This is a genomic window from Hyphomonas sp. TMED31, assembly GCF_002172815.1.
Lineage (GTDB): Bacteria > Pseudomonadota > Alphaproteobacteria > Caulobacterales > Hyphomonadaceae > Hyphomonas > Hyphomonas atlantica.
The window spans coordinates 40,219-61,578 of sequence record NZ_NHCK01000062.1 but is presented as its reverse complement, the minus strand read 5'-3'; the positions used below and the strand labels follow the sequence as shown (position 1 = coordinate 61,578).

The 21,360-nt window shown below is 55.0% G+C and carries 18 protein-coding genes; 9 read left to right on the top strand and 9 right to left on the bottom strand.

Annotation, left to right across the window (positions count from 1 at the left end):
* A partial coding sequence (locus CBB91_RS09705; protein WP_273013818.1) for a vitamin B12 dependent-methionine synthase activation domain-containing protein occupies positions 1-1,778 on the top strand: 1,778 nt, incomplete at its 5' end.
* On the opposite strand, the gene CBB91_RS09700 is transcribed toward CBB91_RS09705, so the two are convergent.
* On the bottom strand, positions 1,775-2,611 hold the full coding sequence (locus CBB91_RS09700) for a DUF5694 domain-containing protein (protein WP_272982812.1): 837 nt from the start codon (positions 2,609-2,611) through the stop codon (positions 1,775-1,777). The two genes, CBB91_RS09705 and CBB91_RS09700, sit on opposite strands and share 4 nt — an antisense overlap.
* A 153-nt stretch (positions 2,612-2,764) precedes the next feature.
* Between CBB91_RS09700 and pyk the strand changes: the two genes are divergently transcribed.
* Positions 2,765-4,189, top strand: coding sequence for a pyruvate kinase (pyk, locus tag CBB91_RS09695; RefSeq protein WP_273013816.1), 1,425 nt, complete (start codon positions 2,765-2,767; stop codon positions 4,187-4,189).
* On the opposite strand, the gene CBB91_RS09690 is transcribed toward pyk, so the two are convergent.
* On the bottom strand, positions 4,176-4,712 hold the full coding sequence (locus tag CBB91_RS09690) for a TIGR02281 family clan AA aspartic protease (protein ID WP_051602802.1): 537 nt from the start codon (positions 4,710-4,712) through the stop codon (positions 4,176-4,178). The two genes, pyk and CBB91_RS09690, sit on opposite strands and share 14 nt — an antisense overlap.
* 11 nt (positions 4,713-4,723) lie before the next feature.
* Positions 4,724-4,918, bottom strand: a complete 195-nt coding sequence (locus tag CBB91_RS09685) for a DUF1289 domain-containing protein (RefSeq protein WP_081806204.1) — start codon at positions 4,916-4,918, stop codon at positions 4,724-4,726.
* A gap of 132 nt (positions 4,919-5,050) precedes the next feature.
* Between CBB91_RS09685 and CBB91_RS09680 the strand changes: the two genes are divergently transcribed.
* From CBB91_RS09680 to CBB91_RS09650, 7 genes are all read left to right on the top strand, one after another.
* Positions 5,051-6,061, top strand: coding sequence for a nicotinate-nucleotide--dimethylbenzimidazole phosphoribosyltransferase (locus CBB91_RS09680; RefSeq protein ID WP_273013814.1), 1,011 nt, complete (start codon positions 5,051-5,053; stop codon positions 6,059-6,061).
* A 109-nt stretch (positions 6,062-6,170) separates the two neighbouring features.
* Positions 6,171-7,367: an acyl-CoA dehydrogenase family protein gene (locus CBB91_RS09675; protein WP_035553822.1), complete on the top strand. Its 1,197-nt coding sequence runs from the start codon at positions 6,171-6,173 to the stop codon at positions 7,365-7,367.
* Between the two features lie 26 nt (positions 7,368-7,393).
* Complete coding sequence (locus CBB91_RS09670; RefSeq protein WP_035553819.1) at positions 7,394-8,548, top strand: acyl-CoA dehydrogenase family protein; 1,155 nt, start codon at positions 7,394-7,396, stop codon at positions 8,546-8,548.
* A gap of 357 nt (positions 8,549-8,905) precedes the next feature.
* On the top strand, positions 8,906-10,198 hold the full coding sequence (locus CBB91_RS09665; RefSeq protein ID WP_273013810.1) for an outer membrane beta-barrel protein: 1,293 nt from the start codon (positions 8,906-8,908) through the stop codon (positions 10,196-10,198).
* A gap of 71 nt (positions 10,199-10,269) precedes the next feature.
* The gene (locus CBB91_RS09660; RefSeq protein ID WP_155841930.1) at positions 10,270-12,666 is read left to right on the top strand and encodes a GNVR domain-containing protein; all 2,397 of its coding nucleotides are present in this window, start codon (positions 10,270-10,272) and stop codon (positions 12,664-12,666) included.
* Positions 12,667-12,811: 145 nt separating this feature from the next.
* Positions 12,812-13,858 (top strand): hypothetical protein, encoded by a 1,047-nt coding sequence (locus CBB91_RS09655; protein WP_273013808.1) that lies wholly within the window; start codon positions 12,812-12,814, stop codon positions 13,856-13,858.
* Positions 13,855-15,150: an O-antigen ligase family protein gene (locus tag CBB91_RS09650; RefSeq protein ID WP_273013806.1), complete on the top strand. Its 1,296-nt coding sequence runs from the start codon at positions 13,855-13,857 to the stop codon at positions 15,148-15,150. Before CBB91_RS09655 ends, CBB91_RS09650 begins: the two co-directional genes overlap by 4 nt.
* Positions 15,151-15,174: 24 nt before the next feature.
* Here the strand turns inward: CBB91_RS09650 and CBB91_RS09645 are convergent, their stop codons facing one another.
* The 6 genes from CBB91_RS09645 to CBB91_RS09620 form a co-directional block, all read right to left on the bottom strand.
* The gene (locus tag CBB91_RS09645; RefSeq protein WP_273013804.1) at positions 15,175-15,405 is read right to left on the bottom strand and encodes a hypothetical protein; all 231 of its coding nucleotides are present in this window, start codon (positions 15,403-15,405) and stop codon (positions 15,175-15,177) included.
* Positions 15,406-15,487: 82 nt separating this feature from the next.
* Complete coding sequence (locus CBB91_RS09640; RefSeq protein ID WP_273013803.1) at positions 15,488-16,471, bottom strand: glycosyltransferase family 2 protein; 984 nt, start codon at positions 16,469-16,471, stop codon at positions 15,488-15,490.
* Entirely contained in the window at positions 16,455-17,996 is a 1,542-nt protein-coding gene (locus CBB91_RS09635; RefSeq protein ID WP_273013801.1) for a lipopolysaccharide biosynthesis protein, read from the bottom strand. The genes CBB91_RS09640 and CBB91_RS09635 overlap by 17 nt, the downstream gene beginning before the upstream one ends.
* A 135-nt stretch (positions 17,997-18,131) precedes the next feature.
* Complete coding sequence (rfbF, locus tag CBB91_RS09630; protein WP_273013799.1) at positions 18,132-18,923, bottom strand: glucose-1-phosphate cytidylyltransferase; 792 nt, start codon at positions 18,921-18,923, stop codon at positions 18,132-18,134.
* Positions 18,924-19,006: 83 nt separating this feature from the next.
* Positions 19,007-20,143: a glycosyltransferase family 2 protein gene (locus tag CBB91_RS09625; protein WP_273013797.1), complete on the bottom strand. Its 1,137-nt coding sequence runs from the start codon at positions 20,141-20,143 to the stop codon at positions 19,007-19,009.
* A gap of 8 nt (positions 20,144-20,151) precedes the next feature.
* A complete protein-coding gene (locus CBB91_RS09620) occupies positions 20,152-21,330 on the bottom strand; it encodes a glycosyltransferase (protein WP_273013795.1) in 1,179 nt (392 codons plus the stop codon).
* Positions 21,331-21,360 lie beyond the last annotated feature (30 nt).

Below are 21,360 nucleotides of genomic sequence, written 5' to 3'. Positions count from 1 at the left end.
AGGTTGCCGAAGGCTTCAAGGGCCAGAAGGGCAAGACCGCAGAGAAGGATTTGTCCTGGCGGGAGGCTCCGGTCGCCAAACGTCTTGAGTACGCTCTGGTCCACGGCATAACCGAATTCATTGATGCCGATACGGAAGAGGCGCGTCTGGCATCGGAGCGCCCGCTGCACGTTATCGAAGGGCCACTTATGGACGGCATGAATGTCGTCGGAGACCTGTTCGGATCTGGCAAGATGTTCCTGCCGCAAGTGGTGAAATCCGCGCGTGTGATGAAACAGGCGGTGGCGTGGCTTGAGCCGTTCATGGAAGAGGAAAAACAGCGTCTTGGCACGGTCGACGTTTCCAATGGCAAGGTTCTGATGGCCACGGTGAAAGGGGACGTACACGATATCGGCAAGAACATCGTTGGCGTTGTGCTGGCGTGTAATGGCTATGAAATTCTTGACCTAGGCGTCATGGTGCCTGCTGAAACCATTCTGGATACGGCCATAAAGGAGAACGTTGATGTGATCGGCCTGTCTGGTCTCATCACGCCAAGCCTTGATGAAATGGTCTATGTGGCAGCCGAAATGGAACGTCGCGGCATGGTGCAGCCCCTCCTGATTGGTGGCGCGACCACCAGCCCGGCGCATACGGCGGTAAAGATTGATCCGGTCATCCGTTGTGCGCCTGTGGTTCATGTCTCTGACGCCAGCCGCGCTGTCGGCGTTGTCAGCACACTGCTCAGCGAAGACGACAAGCCCGGCTTTGTGACTCAGACCAAGGCCCGCTACGAACGAATGCGCGAAGCGAGGTCCGGCGGCCCGCCCAAGCCGCGCCTGCCGATCGAACAGGCAAGAGAGGCGCGCCTGAAACTGGACTGGGACAGCTACACGCCTCCTGCGCCAAGTTTCGAGGGTGTCAGGACTTTCGAAGACATCGATCTGGCAACGCTTGCCCGGTACATTGACTGGACGCCGTATTTCTCCGCGTGGGATCTTGCCGGACAGTTCCCGCAAATTCTCGAAGACAAGATTGTGGGCGAAGCGGCGACAAGCTTGTGGAATGATACACAAGGCATGATGCAGCAGCTGGTCGGTGAGGCGTGGCTCAAGCCGAAGGCGGTTGTCGGCTTCTGGAAGGCCAATTCAGTCGGCGACGACATTCACCTTCAATCGGGCGAGGTGTTTCATACGTTGCGGCAGCAAATGGTGAAAGACAATACGCGTCCGAACTTTGCGATGTCAGACTTTGTTGCGCCAGAGGGCGATGACTGGATTGGTGGCTTCTGTGTAACTGCCGGTCCGCAGGCGGAGGAAATTGCCAAGGAATTCATAGAGAAGCGGGACGACTATTCCTCCATCATGGTCAAGGCGTTGGCTGACCGGTTTGCTGAGGCGATGGCGGAATACATGCACGAGCGTGTTCGCAAGGAGCTTTGGGGATATGCGCCTGATGAAGACCTCGGCAACGCTGAGCTGATCAAGGAGAAGTATCGGGGGATTCGTCCCGCGCCGGGCTATCCGAGCCAGCCGGAACACTCCGAGAAGGAAACCCTGTTCAAATTGCTGGAAGCCGAAGACCGCATCGGTGTTGAGCTCACCTCAAGCTTCGCAATGACTCCTGCGGCCAGCGTTTCCGGCCTGTATTTCGCACATCCGGAAAGCGTGTACTTCGCTGTCGGCCGTATCGAAAAGGATCAGGTTGAGGATTACGCCCGGCGCAAGGGGTGGGATACCCGCAAGGCCGAGCGGTGGTTGGCGCCGATCCTGAATTATGATCCGTTTGCTGTGGACTAGTCGACCAGGTAGGGGTTCGGTTCGACCAGGGCGAAGCCAGGCGTTTCTTCGGCAAAGTGGCGGAGCCAGTAATTGTGACCTGATCCGTAGATGACCAGGATCCGGTCACCGGGCTGTGAGATTTCTGCGATGTTGGCAAAGATTTCTGCGTTGCGGGCATACCAGCCATAATTGAGCGCGGCGCCGGCATTGTCCTCGGCGTCGGTCATGTTGAGCAGGCCATAGTAGAATCCGGAATGCATCTCATCAATCAGGCCCGGCTCATTCTGCCGGGCAAGCATCTCGGCAATCGGAGTCGTTGCCTGGTCACGCATCATGGCTTCTGCCTGAGCTTTGATGGTTTCGATTTTTGAGGTGATCTCGTTCTGGCGATTGGTCCGTTCGGCAAACGCTTCAACCCGGTCAAAAGGGAAATAGGAAATCTCGCCCTCTTGCGTATCCACAGCATAGACGCGGTCCAGGCCAGCCGCGTGCGCCACGCGGTAGCCGATTTGCACGCTCTCATTACGTTGGCGGGTCAGGTCATCAGGCGTGAAGTCAGGAAACTCTGGGTCAAGCGCATCATCTGTCCGGCGGATACTTTCGATCGCAATCGCTGTGGGCTGAAACTCCAGCAAGCGGTCAGCCAGTGTTTCTAGTTCAGCCTGCCGCTTTGGCAGAAGCACATCGTCCGCCTCGGTGTTGACCAGATCAAGACCGGGGTTTCCGAAATGATAAGTGCCGAGCACCATTATCTGAACCGGGTTGTTTCTTGGCTCTGGGGCATCTTCTGCGACGGCGTTTGGAAGCGCAATCGCGATAAGGGCTGACAGGGCAATGATGGCTGATTTCATGAAAACTCCTCTTTTGAAGTCAGATGCACCGACTCGATCTATTGGATGCAACCAGTCGCATATTTTTTCCGAACAGACTTCGCGCAACGCTGACTGGCCAGTTCCGGCGGACTCGTATAGTAGCTGTGTCAACCTTGTCATCGGGAGGGCGGAATGACTGGTAAGACTCTGATTGGTGAGAATGCAAAGATCGTGGCGACCCTTGGGCCGGGCAGTCGCTCGCCCAAGGAAGTGCTGGCTTTGGCGTATGCCGGCGTTGACGTGTTTCGCCTGAACTTCAGTCATGGCGAACACAGCGCGCACAAGGCGGCGTTGGAGGCGGTTCGCGCGGCAGAGAAAGAAACCGGGCGACCTTTGGCGACACTCGGCGACTTGCAGGGACCAAAAGTGAGAGTCGGTTCGCTGCCCGGCGGCGAACTGCGCCTGCGATACCAGAAAGAATACGCCGTTGTTGCCGCAGAAACGACAGATGCCGACGACACTATCCCTGTGCCTCACGCCGAGATCGTCGAAATACTGGAAGAGGGCGACGTTATCCTTGTGGATGATGGTAAGCTCATGTTCACCGTCACGCAGGCTGGCGATGCGCCCAGGGTTCGCGCGGAGGTGCCTGGAAAACTGACAGACAAGAAGGGCTTTACGGTGCGCGGCAAGGCGCTGCCTGTGCGCGCCCTGACGGAGAAAGACAGGGCTGATCTCGATTTCGCAATGGAAATCGGCGTGGATTTGGTCGCATTGTCATTTGTCCAAACTGTTGAAGACATTGAAGAAGTCAAAGCGATCATCAAGGGTCGCGCGCCCTTGGTTGCAAAGCTGGAGAAGCCTGCCGCGATCGATAATCTTGAGCCGATTGTCGCCGCGGCTGATGCCGTCATGGTCGCCCGGGGAGATCTGGGCGTCGAATACGCGCCCGAAGATGTCCCGGTGATCCAGCGCCGCATCGTTCGCTGCGCGCGGGGCTTGGGTCGGCCTGTCATCGTGGCAACGCAGATGCTGGAATCCATGATCGAGAACGCCGCGCCCACACGCGCAGAGGCGTCTGATGTCGCCACGGCGATCTATCAGGGCGCGGATGCGGTGATGCTGTCAGGGGAAACTGCGGTTGGGCGACATCCGGCGACAACTGTCGCCATCATGTCGCGGATCATTCGTGCGACCGAGAGCGCCGAAGACTATCGTCGTTCCCTGGAGCAATTCTCTGGGGACCAACCCGCACAAACGGCGATTGATGTCGTCGCAGAGACATCACAGGGCATGGCAGAGGCAGAAGGCGCAACTGCGCTGGCCCTGAGAACGGGAGCCTTCGACCGTCTGGCCCGGTTCGCGCGTGTGCGTGGCAAGGCACCGATCCTGTATGGTTCATTGGACGATCAGAGGCTTCGCACTGCTTGCCTGCTATGGGGCGTCCACCCGCAAAGGCTGAATGCGGGCGCTGTTTATTGGTATCGGGATCTGATGGACGCAGCAGGCCTTGAGGGGCGCGTAGCCTATGCCCGTTGGGCTGGCGATGAGGAACGATTCGCCTGGGAGATCGGCGTTGGCAAAGGCCGCAACGGTGCGCTGATTACCGGCGTATGATCAGCTGGCTTTGCTTGAATTCATACGAGTAAAGTTCGCCAAGAAAGGTCATGCCCAGCAGCGACTGTTCCAGCCCGTCTTTCAGGATCATTGCGCCCACCTGTTCAATCTCAACCTGTCCGATGCGAATGCTGTCCAGCGTTACAGCGGCGCCGTGCGTAATGCCGCCAGCGGTCCGGATTTCCCAGCGATAGTCGAGGGTTTCAGGATTAAGGCCCAGGCGCTGGGCATCCCGATACGTGAGGGCCACCGTGCTGGCACCGGTATCCACCATGAATTTGACCGCGGTGCCGTGGACTTCTGCGCGCGTCCAGTAGTGTCCATCATCTTCGCGATCGATGATTGCGGCATTGGCGAAGCGAACCGACGTTCGCTTTTCGGTGGGGGCAGGCGCGGCCTCCGGTGTCATCGTTGCAAGCTCAGTGCGATGCTGCTCCATTTTTGGGGCAATGATGAAACTGACGATGGCCGAAAGCGCCACAGCGATGCCGAAACCGGCCAGTATGGTTTTCTGTGGTGACATCGTGCCGGCTCCTAACGCTTGCCGAGGGACTCGAGGCGGGAGATCCGCGCAGGCAGATCCGCAAGCACCTGCTCACGTCCTTCTTCCCCCATTTTTACCCATCCCCCAATTTCCTTGAGCGTTCGCGCGCACCCGAGACAGAGTCCTGTAGAGGCGTCTACAGCACAAACTTTGATACAGGGCGATTTGATGGCTTGAGCGGTCATGGATATAGGGTAATCAGCGATCGAGTGTGTGCAAGACAATCCCATGAATTCAGTAACAAAACCTTGTCGCCGATTGGGTTTGTTTTCTGTTATAAGAACAAGCAGTTTGAATATTAAGACGGAGCGTTTCCCTTGAGTGAGTCGACCCAGGAAATTTCACCTCTGGAAGACGCCCGTTCCCTGATCCGGAACGCGCCCGAACCCGATGCCGCACCCGCGCGGAAAGTGCGGGATGCACTTCTCGGCATGGGGCGTGAGGGGGATTTTGGCCGCCTCGGCGAGGCGGCGGCCTGGCTGGCAAAATGGCAGGGCAGGTTTCCTCCCCGGATCGAAAAGCCTTTCCTGGCTGTTTTTGCCAGTTCTCACGGCCTGGCATCAGAGGGCGTTTCCCTGTCCAGTCCAGACGACACGCGCGCACACGTCGATGCTCTGCGGGAAGGCAAGGCGCCCTTGTCGGCCATCGCGACCCAATCTGGTGCGAATATTCGCGTTTATGACCTCGCAATTGACAAGCCTACGCAAAGCATTGCCGAGAGCCCGGCCATGTCGGAGCGAGAGTGCGCTGCGACGATCGCCTACGGGTTCGAAACCGCGGAAGACAAGCCGGACCTGCTGGCGCTAGCGGTTTCTGGCGCGGGTGTGGGCACCGCTGCTGCCGCCGTGGCTTGCGCCCTGTATGGCGGCGCGCCGGACTATTGGGTCCGTCCAAGCAATCAGACGACCGCTGAACTGGTGGAGCGGCGCGTAGATGTTGTCGCCCGCGCGCTCGCATTGCATCGCGGGCATTTATCCGATCCGTTGCAGGCTTTGCGGCATGTGGGGGGGCGTGAACTGGCGGCGTGCGTCGGCGCGATCATCGCCGCGCGCCATCAGGGTATCCCGGTGGTGCTGGATGGATTCGCCACCACAATTGCGGCGGCGGTTGTGCACGCGATTGAGCCGAAGGCGATCAGTCACTGTATCGCGTCTCACGTCACGAGGCGGCCTGCCCACGAGGCAGCGATGGAGCGACTGGGCTTGCAGCCCTTGCTTCAGCTTGAGTTCCAGACTGGTGGTGGTCTCGGGTCGGCCACGGCGATTGGTCTTCTTAAAACAGCGTGTGCCCCCTTCATCGCTGAGCCCGAGGGAGCAAGTGCGACCTGACGCGACGAGAACCTGACGTTTACGCTCACGTCACCTTGCCTTTGTTCCAAAATGGCGGAAATAGAGGGGGCAAGAATGATGCGCAGTCAGCGCACAGTGAGGAGCCGTCATGAATCTCGATTTTACGCCGGAAGAAATTGCCTTCCGTAATGAAGTCCGCGAATTCATTCGCGATAATTATCCAAAGGAACTGGATGGAATTGGAACGCGTGAAGATCTCACGCGCGAGGAATTCCTGGCCTGGCACAAGGTGCTCGGCAAAAAAGGCTGGTCTGCGCCGGCTTGGCCAGAAAAATATGGCGGCACAGGTTGGACATCGACCCAGCGCTACATCTGGTCAGAAGAAAATGCGCGCGTTGATGCGCTGATGCCGCTGCCATTCGGTGTCTCGATGGTTGGGCCGGTGATCTACACATTCGGAAACGAAGAGCAGAAAGAGCGCCACCTGCCGGGTATCCTGTCCGGCGATGTCTGGTGGTGTCAGGGCTATTCCGAGCCGGGCGCTGGTTCCGACCTCGCCAGCCTGAAGACCACGGCCGTCCGCGATGGCGATCATTACGTGATCAATGGCCAGAAAACCTGGACCACTCTGGCGCAGCATGCCGATTGGGGCTTCTTCCTGTGCCGCACGGACCCAGACGCGAAAAAGCCGCAGGAAGGCATCAGCTTCATTCTCGTCGATATGAATACGCCGGGCATTGAAGTGAAACCAATCAAGCTGATCGACGGCACCCACGAGGTGAATGAGACCTGGCTGACGGATGTCCGCGTGCCAGTCGAAAATCTTGTTGGCAAGGAAAACGAAGGTTGGACCTACGCTAAATTCCTGCTCGCACATGAACGGTCCGGTATTGCCGGTGTCGCCCGCTCGAAGCGCGGCGTTGAGCGTCTGCGCAACATTGCTTCCGAAGAAACGGTTGACGGCACACCACTGATTGAAACCCAGGATTTTGCTCGCAAGATCAGCCAGCTGGAAATCGATCTGACCGCGCTTGAGTTCACAGAGCTGCGCACGCTGGCATCAGAAGCTGCAGGCAAGGGGCCGGGACCTGAAAGCTCGATCCTGAAAGTTAAAGGGACCGAGATTCAACAGCGTCTGACTGAGCTTACGCTTGAAGCGGTTGGCTATTATGGCGCGCCTTATGGGTACGGCATGGAAGCGACTGGCAACGAAGGTTTTGGCGTTGGTCCAGACCACGCCAACTTCGCAGCTGAGTCATATTTCAATATGCGCAAGACATCGATCTATGGTGGATCGAATGAAATTCAGCGCAACATTATTTCGAAGATGATCCTCGGCCTGTAAGGCGTACGAGGCAGGGAGGATACAAGATGGACTTCAATTTCACCGAAGAGCAAACCATGATCCGCGACAGCCTTTCCAGGCTGATCCGGGAACAATACGACTTCGAAACCCGTCGCAAGGTCGTTCAGTCCGAGTCTGGCTGGCGTCCGGAAATGTGGGCGCAGTTCGCTGAGCTCGGCTTGCTGATGGCTCCTTTCAGCGAAGAAGATGGCGGCCTTGGCGGCGGCCCGATCGATGCGATGGTTGTCATGGAAGAGTTCGGCAAAGGGCTCGTCGTCGAGCCATACGTGCCAAGCGTTGTTTGTGGCGGCGGTTTCCTGAAGCGCGGCAGTGACGCACAAAAGGAGGAATATCTCTCCGGCGTGATGTCTGGCGAGAACATCTTTGCCTTCGCATATGCAGAGCCGCGTGGTCGCTACAACCTGGCAGATCTTGAAACAACCGCGAAGAAAGACGGTGCCGGCTTTGTCCTAAACGGGCACAAGGCTGTCGTTGTCGGTGCGCCTTGGGCCACCCACTTCATCGTAACGGCGCGTACGTCCGGCGACCGTCGTGACAGCAACGGCGTTACAGTATTCGTGGTTGCGAAGGACGCCCAAGGCATCAGCACACGCGACTATCCGACCGTGGATGGCCGCCGGGCATCCGAAGTTTACTTCGAAAATGTCGCCGTTGGTGCGGAAGCCGTGATCGGCGAAGTCGACAACGGACTGCCACTGATTGAGACGGTGACCGATGAGGCCATTGCGGCAATCTGTGCAGAAGCGTGTGGCGCCATGAAGGTGGCTCACGCCATGACAGTGGATTATTCCCGTCAGCGTAAGCAGTTTGGTGTGGCCATCGGCAAGTTCCAGGTGCTGCAGCATCGCATGGTCGACATGTTCATGGAACACGAGCAGTCAATCTCCATGACTTACATGGCGACTTTGAAGCTCGATGAGGACGAGGTGACTCGCAAGAAAGCCGCGTCAGCTGCGAAAGTGCGCATCGGCCAAGCGGGTCGCTTTGTCGGCCAGGAAGCTGTGCAAATTCATGGCGGTATGGGCATGACTGACGAGTTGGCAGTTGGGCACTACTTCAAGCGCCTCACCATGATTGATGCCGAATTCGGTAATGTTGATCACCATTTGAAGCGCTACACCGCCCTGTCTGAAATGGATCTACCTGCAGCAGCGGAGTAAGGCAGATAGCGAACACGGCTTCGGCTAACCTTCAGACGAAGCTGTGCAATAATTAACTTCTGCCATAACGATTGTTACAACTTAGCCCGGGGCGCCGTTTCTTGCGCTCCGGGCTTTCTGCATTCTGCATAAAATACTGCAGAACACAGGTGTAGGAGAGGCCGAACGCAGTCGCCGTCCACGATCGGCCTCCCTGTAATCGATCGAATTTGTTCTAGTTTAATTACCTGATCCTCACCGTACTTCGCTAAGGATGGCTCACCAAAGGCAATAAAAGTGGTATGGGTCTTGCTTCATTGTTTTGGTAAACATTCCGGTAGGATGAACCGGAGATCGAGTTCCAGGGAAGAGGTGGAAATGTTGGAAATCAAGCGTGCGGGCCTTGCAGGTGTCGCAACAGGAGCGTTGGTGTTGGCCGCTACGGGTGTCGCACATGCGCAGTCTGGCGACTATTATAGCCGCGATAAGTATGAATCGGTCACCGACCGTAACCAGCCGGAGTTTGACCCGGAGCCCATCCGGCTTGGAGCCCTTACCGTAAACTCCAATGCCCATGCTGGACTCGGATACACGAGCAACGCGCTTGGCACGAGCACAGATGAGGAGTCTGATACGATTGCTGAAGTAGGCGCAAACCTCTCTGCGCGTACAAATTGGAGCGTACACGAGGTTGGTGTGGACGTCTCAGCGGTCCATCAGGAGTATCAAGACTACGGCGATCAATCGTTCACTAATCTGAATGGTCGTCTTCGTGGTCGCATCGATGTGACGCGGGAGTTTTCCTTCGGGGGCGCAGCCTTCTACCAGAAATCAACGGATCGGTATTCTGATCCTTCGAACACGTCCGGATTGGGCGAGCCGATTGAATTCACGCGGACTGGCTTTGATGTGAATGCGAACTACTCGAACGACCGGATCCGTTGGGCCAATGTGCTTACGATTGCGGAAGTCGATTATGATGATGCATCCACGATCACAGGTGTGCCGATTGACCAGGATTTCCGTGATCGCACCGACAACCGGTTCTATTCCCGGCTTAGCTACGCGCTTACGCCGAACCTTGCCATCTTTGGACAGGGCGTTCTGGATCAGCGCGAGTATGATAACAACGTCATTGTTGATGGTGTCGCGCGTTCACGCGACTCCGATACATATACGCTGTCCGGTGGTGTCGACTTCGAGCTGAACTCTCTGGTCCGCGGAGACATCGCGATCGGTTTTCTCTCGCAAGAGATGGACGACGCTTTCTTTGAGGACAATGACGGTCTTGCTGTCGACGCCAATGTCGAGTGGTTCCCGACCCGCCTGACGACAGTGTCGTTCAATGGCGGTCGCCGAACGGTTGATAGTGGTGTTGTGAATACCGCCAGTTCGGTCCAGACCAATTTCGGCGTTCGTGTTGATCATGAGTTGTATCGGAACATCATTCTTTCCGGATACGGAAACATCGAGAACTACGAATATGATGAAGTCGACCGTGATGAAGACGTTACTGATTTTGGCGTGATTGGCACGTACAAGATGAATAAACGTGTGCATCTGAATGCATTCGCGCGACACGTGGAGCGTGAGCGCGATGGTTCCGCGGTTGTCGGCAATCAGGATTACAGTGCAGATTTGCTCGGCATTTCTGTCCGCGTGTTCCCTTAATCCAAAATGGAGCGGCCTGAACCTTGGGCCGCTCCAAATTCAGCGTCAACTCCAACTTTCGGTATAGTATCTTGACCAAGACTTTCAGCTTTGAGCTTCCGACCCAGGTACCCGCAGAAGCGGATTCCGATGGCAACACCATGCCTACGGACCTCAAGTCCCTATTGGCTGCGGTCTATCGCCGATTCTGGCTGATTGCGCTGAGCTTTCTGGCGGTATTTTCGCTGGTCGCCTACATGACATTCAATCAGGTGCCGCTCTACAAGGCGAGCTCAATCGTTCAGCTTGATACGGAGCAGCAGAACGTCATTGATCTTGGAAGCGTGCTTAGTGGGTTGGCTGTAAGTACGGCAGTGATCGATACCGAAGTCATGATCATGAAGTCCAAATCTTTGCTCACCAAGGTGGCGGTGAAGCAAAAGCTGGTCGAAGATCCAGAGTTCAATTGGACGCTCAGAGAACCGGAAACGAGTGTGCTCGGTAGTCTGTCGGATAGCTTTCTTGGCTTTCTGGGGGTCGACACGACAGAAGAAGATCCGTTTGAAGGGATGAGTGTCGATGAGCGGGAAAATGCACTTCTCGAAAGTGCTGTAGCCAAACTCATGGGTAGCGTAGGCGTATCTCGAGTAGGTACGACTTACCTGATCAATGTGGAGGTTACGAGCGAGTCGCCTGAAACAGCCGCACGACTGGCAAATGCCATCGCAGATCAATACCGTGTCCAACAGCTTGAAACCAAACTGGATGCCACGCGGCGCGCTACCGAGTGGTTGTCTGACCGGGTATTCGCACTTCGGGAAGAGGTTGAAGAAAAAGAAAATCGAGTTGCTAAATTTATCGCTGACAACGACATGGAAACGGCGATGGGCAACACGCTCACTGAGCAGAATATCGCCTATTTAACCACGCAGAAAACCCAGGCCGAAGTCGAACTGAATCGTGTTCGGTCTCGATATGACAGCATGCGTCGCCAAATTGATGGGGGTGCAGGTGTGGATGGTATTTCCGAAGTTCTGGAATCTCCACTGATCACCAGCCTCAAACAACAACTCTCTACTGTGCGTGGTCGCGTTGGAGACCTTGAGACTCGTCTCGGTCCGCAGCACCCAGAATTGATTGGTGCGCGTGCAGAACAAGCCGATATCGAACGCCAGATCGAGAATGAAATGAACCGCATTGCGACGAATCTGGAAAACGAAGTTCGGGTTCGCCGGGATCAGGTCGGACGTCTCCAGTCGCAGATCAATAATTCAAACGCGAAGTTGCGCGGCAACAGCCTGGCCATGGTGCGCCTGCGTGAGTTGGAGCGCGATGCGGAGACCAGCCGCGTCCTGTATGAGGAGTTCATTTCACGCTCCAAGGAAACGCGAGAGCAGGATGGCCTGGTTCAACCTGATGCGGTGATCCTGTCGCAAGCATCGGTTCCAAAACACCCAAGTTCGCCTCGCACGAAATTGAACCTGTTGATTGGTGCAATTCTCGGCGGAATGCTGGGCGCAGGACTGGCACTTCTGGCTGAGCTGCTGGATATGAAAATTTCCTCCACCGAGGACATCGAGAAAAAGCTGCGCCAGAATGCGATCGGATCGGTGCCACTCATTCGTACCACCAACGCGCTCGGCTTTACGCAAACCAACCCGGCTGAGTATCTAATAGAGAACCCGCTATCTGCCTTTGCCGAGAGTGTGAGGTATTTGCGTGCAGCCATCGCGTTCTCTGACCTTGATAGCGAAACAAAGACGGTAGCGATTACGTCTTCGCTGCCGGATGAAGGTAAAACCAGTTTGACGCTCGCACTTGGTCGGATGTCAGCAATGTCCGGGGCTCGCACACTGGTTATTGATGGCGACTTCCGTCGCCGTCAGTTGACCGAAGCCGCCGGTCTCAAGCCCGAAGTCGGATTTATTGAGTATCTATTCGGAGCTGGTCAGCTGTCTGATGCAATTGCAAAAGATCCGAAGAGCATGCTCGACATCCTGCCCCTGTCGTTGACTGGGCACACGCCGCATGATGTGTTCGGTACGCGAGCGTTCGACGACTTGTTGGTTCGTCTGCGGTCAATGTACGATCTTATTCTGATTGACACAGGCCCGCTATTGTTGATGGCAGAGGCTCGTGTTGTGGCCGGGAAAACCGATAAAACGATCTTGGTTGTCCGTTGGAGGCATACGACACGTGCCGCGGCACGTCAGTCTCTCGCATTGTTGAAATCGTTCCAAGCAGACCTGCTCGGCGTGACACTAAACATGGTCAATCTCAATCGTCGTCGTCATTACAGTGATCCGGGTGCNAGCTACGATGCNTACCGGAAGTACTATCAGATGGAGAGCAAACCTTCTCTCTTCTCCTTTATGCGCGGCGGTTCCAAGAAGTCNAAGAGTGGGAAAATTCAGCCTACGGCCATTCAAACNCCTCCGAGTCTTGCCGACCATAAAACCGGNGCTGCNGAAAAGGTCGACGCGAACTGAGGTGCGGTGTGGGGGCTTTGGCCTCTGGCGAGAATTGGATTTTGTAATGACCAGGATTGCCTTCTTCGGACACGACGCGGCCGATGCGGCCGTGCGTCGCCGGGTCAAATCCTTTGTCGGAGACGGTCTGGAAGTTACGGGTTTCATGATGCGCCGCCGAGATAGCGACCCCGAATGGGAGAATGTCGATCTTGGCAAAACTCGCGATGGCGCTTTTCTTCAACGGATTGCACAGGTGTTCAAAGGGGCGAGAAAGGCTGCTGCCCACAGGGAAAAGCTCGCGGATGCTGACCTGATCTACGCTCGTAATCTGGACATGTTGGCTTGTGCATTTCTAGCGAAGCGCTACGCAAAATTGGACACACCGGTCATTTATGAGAGCCTTGATGTGCACCGATTGCTGGTTCGCAAAGACATTGTCGGACGGACAGTGCGATTTTTGGAAAGATCTTTGCTGAAACGTAGCCGAGCGCTGGTGGTTAGTTCTCCCGGTTTTATCAAGAACCATTTTGAGCGGTACTATGCTGGTCAGTACAAGGCTTACCTCGTTGAAAACCGGCTCAGCGCGGATGCTGACTTTGGACCTCGTCCGCGCGGTGAGGTATGTTCAGAAAGCGCAGCATCAAAAAAAATCACCCTTGGTTGGGTCGGCAATTTGAGATGCCAACGATCATTCAATCTTCTATGCGCATTGGCCGATGCTTTCCCTCACGCAGTAGAGGTTCATCTCCACGGGCTGCCGGCCCGAACAGAAATTCCAGTGTTTGAGCCTGAAATTGATGCGCGCCAGAACGTGCGATATTTCGGCAGCTATCAATCGCCTGAAGACTTGTCGGGAATTTATGCCTCGCTGGACGTCGTCTGGGCAGGTGATTTCATGGAAGCGGGATACAACTCGGTCTGGTTGCTACCAAACCGCATATATGAAGGCGGCTACTACGCAACGCCCTCCATCGCGCCTGCGGGCACTGAGACTGCGGCGTGGCTGCAACGGCATGGCTGCGGTTTTGTGGTCGAGGAACCACTGGAGACGGAGTTACCCAAACTGATCGAAAAACTCGTTTCTGATCGAAGTGAGATAACCCGATATGTGAATGTCTTGAATGCGTTACCCGAGGACATCTTTATTCAGCCAGCTGGCTTCATGCGTGATGTCGTAAGGACGAGCCTTGGGGGGGAGAGCGCGACATGAACATCGTAAGTCGTATTCCTGCTGATGACCGCGATGCGCTTGTCATGGCTACTGTATATGAAGAGCCGCGCAAGATTCCTTTTTGGGAGCAAGCGCTTCTTTCTATATGGTTCCTAAATGCGTTCGTTCCGCTGCCAATGGAGACGCCCCTAAGATATTTGATCGTCTTGTGGTTTGTCGCACAGCTGTTCCTTTACAAGGATGAAATTATCCCGGTCATGCTCAAGGCGTGGCCACTTTTTCCGATTCAGCTGTTCGGTCTGATGTCAGTGGCATGGTCTCCCTTTACAGGAGATGCCTTGCGCACGGCATTGCTGTTCCTGCTCACGCCAATTGTAGCCTTAATCACGATCGCGCGGTTTGATATCTCGACTATCTTGCGCTGCATGTTTTTCGCTGGAGTTGCCGCACTTGTTGTTTGCGCGCCTTATTACGACACCATGCATGCAGGCGGCCCGTATCCTCAGAAAAACTATTTTGCACAGCAAATGCTCCTTGTGGCTTTGCTTAGCCTAACGACGTTGTTGAACGACAAATCTTGGCCTTGGACGCGCATGCTCGCAGCTGTCGCGTTTCCCGTCGCACTTCTGTTCATGTTGCGGGCGCCGTCGGCCACTGCCTTGGTGTTCGCCGCGATAGGTATTGCTGGCCTTATGGGTGTTAAGTTTCTTTGGGTCTCGATCAGCCGTATTCGCCACCTTCGGTCGCTTCTGGTTTTGACGGCTTTTTCAGCCATTCTGTTGGGTGCGATGTTCGTGCTCAACCAGACGCATCAATCCTACCTGCAGGACTTCCTCGCTGCGCTGGGCAAGGATTCTACATTCACAGGCCGAACCGCTATCTGGGCCGCGGGTGAAGTTGCCGCAGCTGAACATCCCTGGATCGGGCATGGCCATTCGGGCTTCTGGCACATCTCAAACGGTGCAGCGCAGTCTATCAACGAGACAGACTTCAAGCCCTACGGAACCCAACTGACGTTCCACAACGCGTATCTCGAGGTTCGCGTGCATCTGGGGTATATCGGATTGGCTCTCTACCTGTTGATGTGGGCGTGGTGCGGCTACAGGCTTCTGCTACAGTTTTTCCAGCAAACTTCTCTTGAGATGTCGGCTTGGCTTGTTTTCGGAGGCATCGTGTTCGTTTCGACGTTCACAGAATCTACTGCTTGGTCCAGCTTCAATACGGCCTTGAATCTTTTGTATATCGGCGCAGCTGCTACACTATCTCCCGTACGCAGGAAGCGCGTAGGAGAAATGCCGGTATTTATCACGGGAAACAGAAGCGCCGCTTAGTGCACTGGCGGGTAGGTGAGAGAACTAGAGGATTGCTGCAACGCCAGCAATGATACCTGTCCAAAGCGCTGAGCTGAGGCAGACGATCACCAGGATGCGCAGCCAAACTGGCCATTTGTTCACACCATGCGTGTCCGTTTTCGGCTGATCCCGATAAGTCCCGATAACGCTGGTTTGAGTCGCCAAATTCATCATGGAGCGTGTCCTAGCAAGAGACGGGTTCACCTCATTCATGAACGTATATAGACCGGTCATTCCTTAAAGCGCCTTTAAGACGCGATTCTCAATTCACCTGTCATGGTAAGCCATCTTGCGGATGAATCCGGCGAGAATTGGATTATTCTGTGATGCTGCGGGCTGGCAGCAGCTTTCTGAGAACTTGCTTCATGATTGTGCCCAGAAGATTCAGGGACGCATCTACTGAAAAGCTAAATGCAGACAGCGTTAATGAAACGTCGCGTTGTCGGACACCGTCCATCCACGCCCAGATTGCGGCTTCGCGCTGCGAGTAAGCGGCATGAGCCTTCAGTGCTGATTTCGCATCTGGCGAGATCCCCGGCCTTTTCGACATGCGTGCTGAAATTGCGGCAAGCCTGCGATGGTCACGCCCAGCTTGCGAGTGAGATGCTGATCCTGCTCGTTGGACGAGATAGTAGCCGCAAGGGTCAATCAACCAGGCTTTGGTACCGTCCAGGAGAAGGCGTGTGTAAAGTTCAAAGTCTTCGCCAAATCGTAGTTCGTTGAGATAAGGCGAGTCGCCATCTTTCATGGCTAACCGATTGAAGAGAGGTTTGATAAAACCGAGTTCGGATCGAGGCGTTTCGACTTCAAATGATCGCTCTACAAAGAACTCGGCTGTAAGCGGAATCGGACCGTCGGGCTTTTCTGGCCAAAGGTTGCGTTCTATCGATTGTGGGGACGCTTCCTGCGAAATGAGAAGATTGTCTGCCACCCAATCAAGATTGTTTTCGATTGCAGTGGCCAGAAGTTTCGACAGGCGGTCTGGCAAAACAATGTCATCGCTGTCCTGCGGCGTGAACCAGCCAGCATCTGTTTGAGACAATGCGAGATTTCGCGCAGCGGATGGGCCCTGATTAATTGATTGCTTCAACACTCTCAGGTTGGGGTGAACATCTTCCAGACTTTTCGCAATCTCATAACCAGAATCCGTCGAACAGTCATCGACGACAATGACCTCGAGAGAGATGCCACTGGGGCACTCTTGCTTAAGCGCACTGAGAATTGCGCGTTCGATATGTGGTTCGTCATTGTACAGTGGAATGACAATGGCGACTTTGGAGGGATCAAGATTTTGCCGCATCTGAAACCTCAGGGGCAAAGTTGGACGACTCGTCATTGTCTGGCGAATTCATCATTGTCTGTAGGGCGCGCTCCTTCTTCCCGGCGAAGAGTAGGACCAGTGCCCTGATACGACGAAGGGTGGTGCGAGGTGAAACGATTAGCAACACCAGCGGATAAGTCAGCGCGCCCAGCACAACCAAAAGTAATAATTTTGCTATGTCATCCACGTGCTCGGGAATTCGAGCCGACGTAAGAATGACAGCGCCCGCCATGATGATCGATGCGAGCAAGGCGGATGCCCCAGCGAAAACTTGCTGCTTGATGGAAAATCCAACCACNCGCTGAACGGCGAGCGCACCGAGTACCCAGCCAATCATCTTCTGTGCCCAGATTAGCCACATGATCGCTTCAAGACCATATGGCGCAACATATGGGAGGGCAATCATCGTTGCCAGACAGATCAGCGCGATCTTCAATACCAGATCCGGGCGACCGACGCCTTTTAGCACGCCCGCGTCGAATGTAGATGTCGGGCGGCGAATCCCGATCAGCAACGAGATCTGAATTGCGCCAATTGCGCCGATCCACTGCTCTCCAAAGACGATTGGTACAGCGACGGGCGCGATAGCAACTGCACCGAGAAATGCGGGGTAGGCGACAAAAGTTGCGACCGTTATTGCACCGCGCAACAGCTTGTGGAGCAATTCGCGGTTGGCTTGGGATTTCGATGCAAAGGGCAGGGCAATCGCGCCGAAAGGAGANATCAGGGCGGTCCCGGCTTGCTCTTGAACGCGCATTGCAAGATTGAACATTCCGAGCGCTGCAGGTCCGAGAAACATGCCAATAACAGCCTGGGGAATGCTTTTCTCAAGCACGGTGATAAGGCGAAGGCTTACCGAGGCGAAGTTGAAAGCCGCAAGATCCTTCAAGTTAGAGATGGAGAAGGAGAGAGAAGGCATCCACCGGTCGAACCACCAAAAAGCCAGCATTCGAACGATTCGACGCGACAACTCCATAATGAGCAGCGCCCAAGCGTTCTGGAGCACTATCGCGAGTACAATGCCCACAATCGCCGCTACGAGGGTGCCCACCACGTCGACGAGGGCAATTTGCTTGAATGCGAGACGTCGCTGGAGATGGCCGGCCGGGACTGCAGTGAAAGCTCCCACAAAGAGACCTGCGGACATAACCCACAGGAATGGGGTCAAGCCCTCCTGTCCGAAAAATGCCTCGATCATCGGAGCGGAAACCGCGATGATCACAAAGAACAGCGCTGCGAAAAAGAACGACAAGCCAAAGACGGAGTTTGAGTGCCCCCTAGTCAATTCTTGCCGTTGAATAAGCGATTCATTCAGGCTGTTGCAGGCGATCGCTTCGGGAATGGCCAACGTCACCAGCACAAACCCGTATATGCCAAAGTCGGTAGGAGCCAATAGGCGCGCCAATACGACCAGCGACAGCATGCTGCCGACCAGTCCGGCCCAGCTCCCCACGGCGCTCCACGCGGCGGCCTTTCCTGCTGAGCTCATCAGTCCTTTGGACATGCATGGGTACCTTTCGGGCGGAGGGTCGAAACGTGGATTCTACAAACTGGTATCGAATGCGCCATGAATACTAGCAGATTGTCGTGACGGGACGGCCTGAGCGCGCAAATTGTGCCATATCAGGATTGCTGGAAGTCAGCTCTTGCCCATCAACTGCTCAGGTGCCCATGGGGCATCGCCTTTCTCCCAAAGGCCTTCAAGGTAGTTCCTGTCTCTGAGCGTATCCATCGGCTGCCAGAAGCCGAAGTGACGGTAGGCGTTGAGCTTNTTGTCAGANACCAGGCGTTCGAGTGGGTCTCGTTCCCAAATTGTGTCCGGACCATCAATATAGTCGAAAACCTCGGGCTCGCAGACGAAAAAGCCGCCATTGATGACGTTTCCATCTTCTGCGGCCTTCTCGCGGAACGACCGAACCGCACCGGTCTGGGAATCCAGGCTGAGACCACCGAAACGACCGGGCTGAACCACCGCTGTCAGCGTCGCGTAGGCATTCGATGCTTTGTGCTTTTCGATGAGATCCGTGATGTTCACATTCGAAACGCCGTCACCATAGGTCACGCAGAACGGTTCGTCGCCGATGTAGCGCCGCGCTGCCTTGATGCGGCCGCCTGTCATCGTATTCAGGCCTGTGTCGACCACCGTAACATTCCAGTCTTCAGCTTCGGTTTCATGAAACTCTACTTGGCCGGACCGCAAGTTCATTGTGAAGTCTGAGCGGGTGTTGCGATAGTTCAGAAAATAATTTCTAATATAATCAGACTTGTAACCCGCGCAGATGACGAAATCCTTGAGGCCGTGGGCGGCGTACTGGCGCATAATATGCCACAAGATCGGGTTTCCGCCGATTTCAACCATCGGCTTTGGCCGAATGCTGGTTTCTTCACTGATGCGTGTGCCGAAGCCGCCTGCGAGCAATACAACTTTCATGGATGTCGTCCCGATCCGCTAGTGTTCATTTGCGCATATCNTAGCAAGAAACGAGCCAGCCCATCAGGCAAGCCGATGGTTGCCTATCGCGCTCGTCTCAGAGCCAGCATGAAGCGAGAATACAAGAATGCGCGGGTAATCTTTCCTTTAAACAGCGCCTCTCGGACTCGCCATCTAAGCCCGTTCGAAAGCGATCTGCAGATCTCAGATCCAAGGGGCACAGATTCGAATATCTGTTTGTATTCAGCGATTGGAAATGCGCCATCGAAGATCTCTTCGCAGCCGTATTTCGATGAAAATGCGCGTGAAAGAGTGAGCGTCTCGGCATCGCTCAANGGGGCGTCCCCTANTGNCGCTGCATCGGAGAAGTCCTGGATTGCTAGGTCCCAAAGCTTCTTGCGNCCCATGATTACGCCNCTTTGAAGCAGTGCGCGGCGTTTGTCGGTTGGAGATTGGATCTGTTCGCCAGACGGCAGGAACTCGCTTAAATCCATATCGTCTCTCAGCGCGCGAAAAATCTTCTGGTCGTATTCCATCCATTTCTTGTCGCGTTCTGTCGCAGAGAAGCTGTTTTCCTTCGTGCCACGGAGTCCATCGTGTTGACGCTGGAAGAAAATAACGTCTTGCGTTCCAACTCCTGAGGCAACGCGGGCCAGCCGGATCAGGAAATCGTAGTCTTGAGAGCGAACGAGATTTTCGTTCAAGGGCCCAGATTGGTCGACGAGCGCACGCTTAAAGATCATGCCCGGCTGGTGAACGAAGAAATCCTCCATTGTGCGGACCAGAAACTCCTCAGACGCGCATTCAGTCCAGTAACCTGTGTCCCATTCCTGGCGGTTTCCGGCATTGTCGATCGAAAAACGGACGTGGCGNCCATNGGCAAAGCCGGCTTCTGGATTGTGTTGCAATAAATTTGTGAGGGTCTGCAGAGCGTCCGGATGCATCAGGTCGTCATCATCAACGATCCAGACAAGCGGATGCTGGCACTCTGAAAGTGCCAGATTGATCGAATGGGCTTTTCCTTGATTGCTTTGCTTGGTTATCAGTCGCAATTTGTCGCCATACGTCGCTAGCATCTCAACTGTGTCGTCAGGCGAGCAGTCATCAACCACAATGATTTCGGCAGGCTGTNNGGATTGCGCGAGCACAGACTCCANGGTTTCCTGAAGCAGNGTACANCGNTTGTAGGTTGGAAGTATTACAGAAACGCCATCCGACATACGGATCCTCACTCAGTGCTTTGGGGCGNGACGCCCGAATCGGTGAGCGCGCGCTTACACAATTCTTCGAGTTGATCATTGAGCTTGGTCGAATTGAATTTTTCTTCAATCACTTCGCGCGCATTTCGAGTGAGAGTGACAGCCAATTCCGGGTTCCTGGCCAAGGTCAGAATGTGATCCGCTATCTGATCACAGTTCTTTTCCCGTGCCAGAAGGCCCGATACACCATTCTCAATGAGTTCCGGAATGCCACTATGATAGGTGGAGATGACGCCAACGCCNCTGGCCATGGCCTCCATCAGCGAAAGCGGAATCCCTTCCATATCTCCGTCTTCAGAGACCACACTTGGCAGGACCAGCGCGTCAGACCGGGCTAGCGCGTGTGCAACTTCCTTGTGTGGCAAAGCGCCTGAGAAGCTCACCAATTCTGAAATGCCNAGGTCGCGAACAAGTGCTTTGAGAGATGCTTCGAGCGGACCGGAGCCTATGAGTTCAAACCGCATTGTCAGATCGGGCGCTTGGCTCACGGCTTTTGCAAACCCACGAATTGCGTACTCCAACCCCTTCTTTTCAACAAAACGACATACGGTGACAAGTTTGAATGGATCGGTATTGGATCGAGTTTTCGGTGCATATTTGAAGTTCTCGGTCTTCACGCCCATTCGGTGAACGAAAATGTCTTCTTCGCGTGCACCGAATTGCTGAAGTCGTTCAGACCAGAAGTCACTGACCGGCAATAGCATCTGTCTCTGATCAAACAGGTCTGAATACAGATTGCCTCCATTGGCAAGCAAGCTTCTCGACATATCGTCGCCGTGGAAGATCGTGAGAATTTTTGGTGCCGGAGACAGCGAGTTGGCGCTTTCCAGTACTTGAGCGCCAAACCAGCCAAAGTTGCAGATAATAACATCATTGGCTGTGCAGAACTTGCGCTCGCGCGAGGCGGTAAGCGCTCTGCGGAGACGGTAAGGCAGTCGATCTTGTAGTCCGGACAAGAGAGGATTGTCTGAGCGAACATAGGAGAGGTCGTGCAATCCTTCAGGCGATACAGCCTTTTCCTGTGGCTTGGCCCGGTCGTTTGCCAGAATGGAAACTTGATGTCCGCGGGCGATCATTCCTTCAATCTGGTCCAGAATGAAGGTCTCCGACAGCTTTGGAAACGTGCCAACGCGAAAGCCGATTTTCATCGGTTCATTAATCGGGTGAAGAGGTCCAGA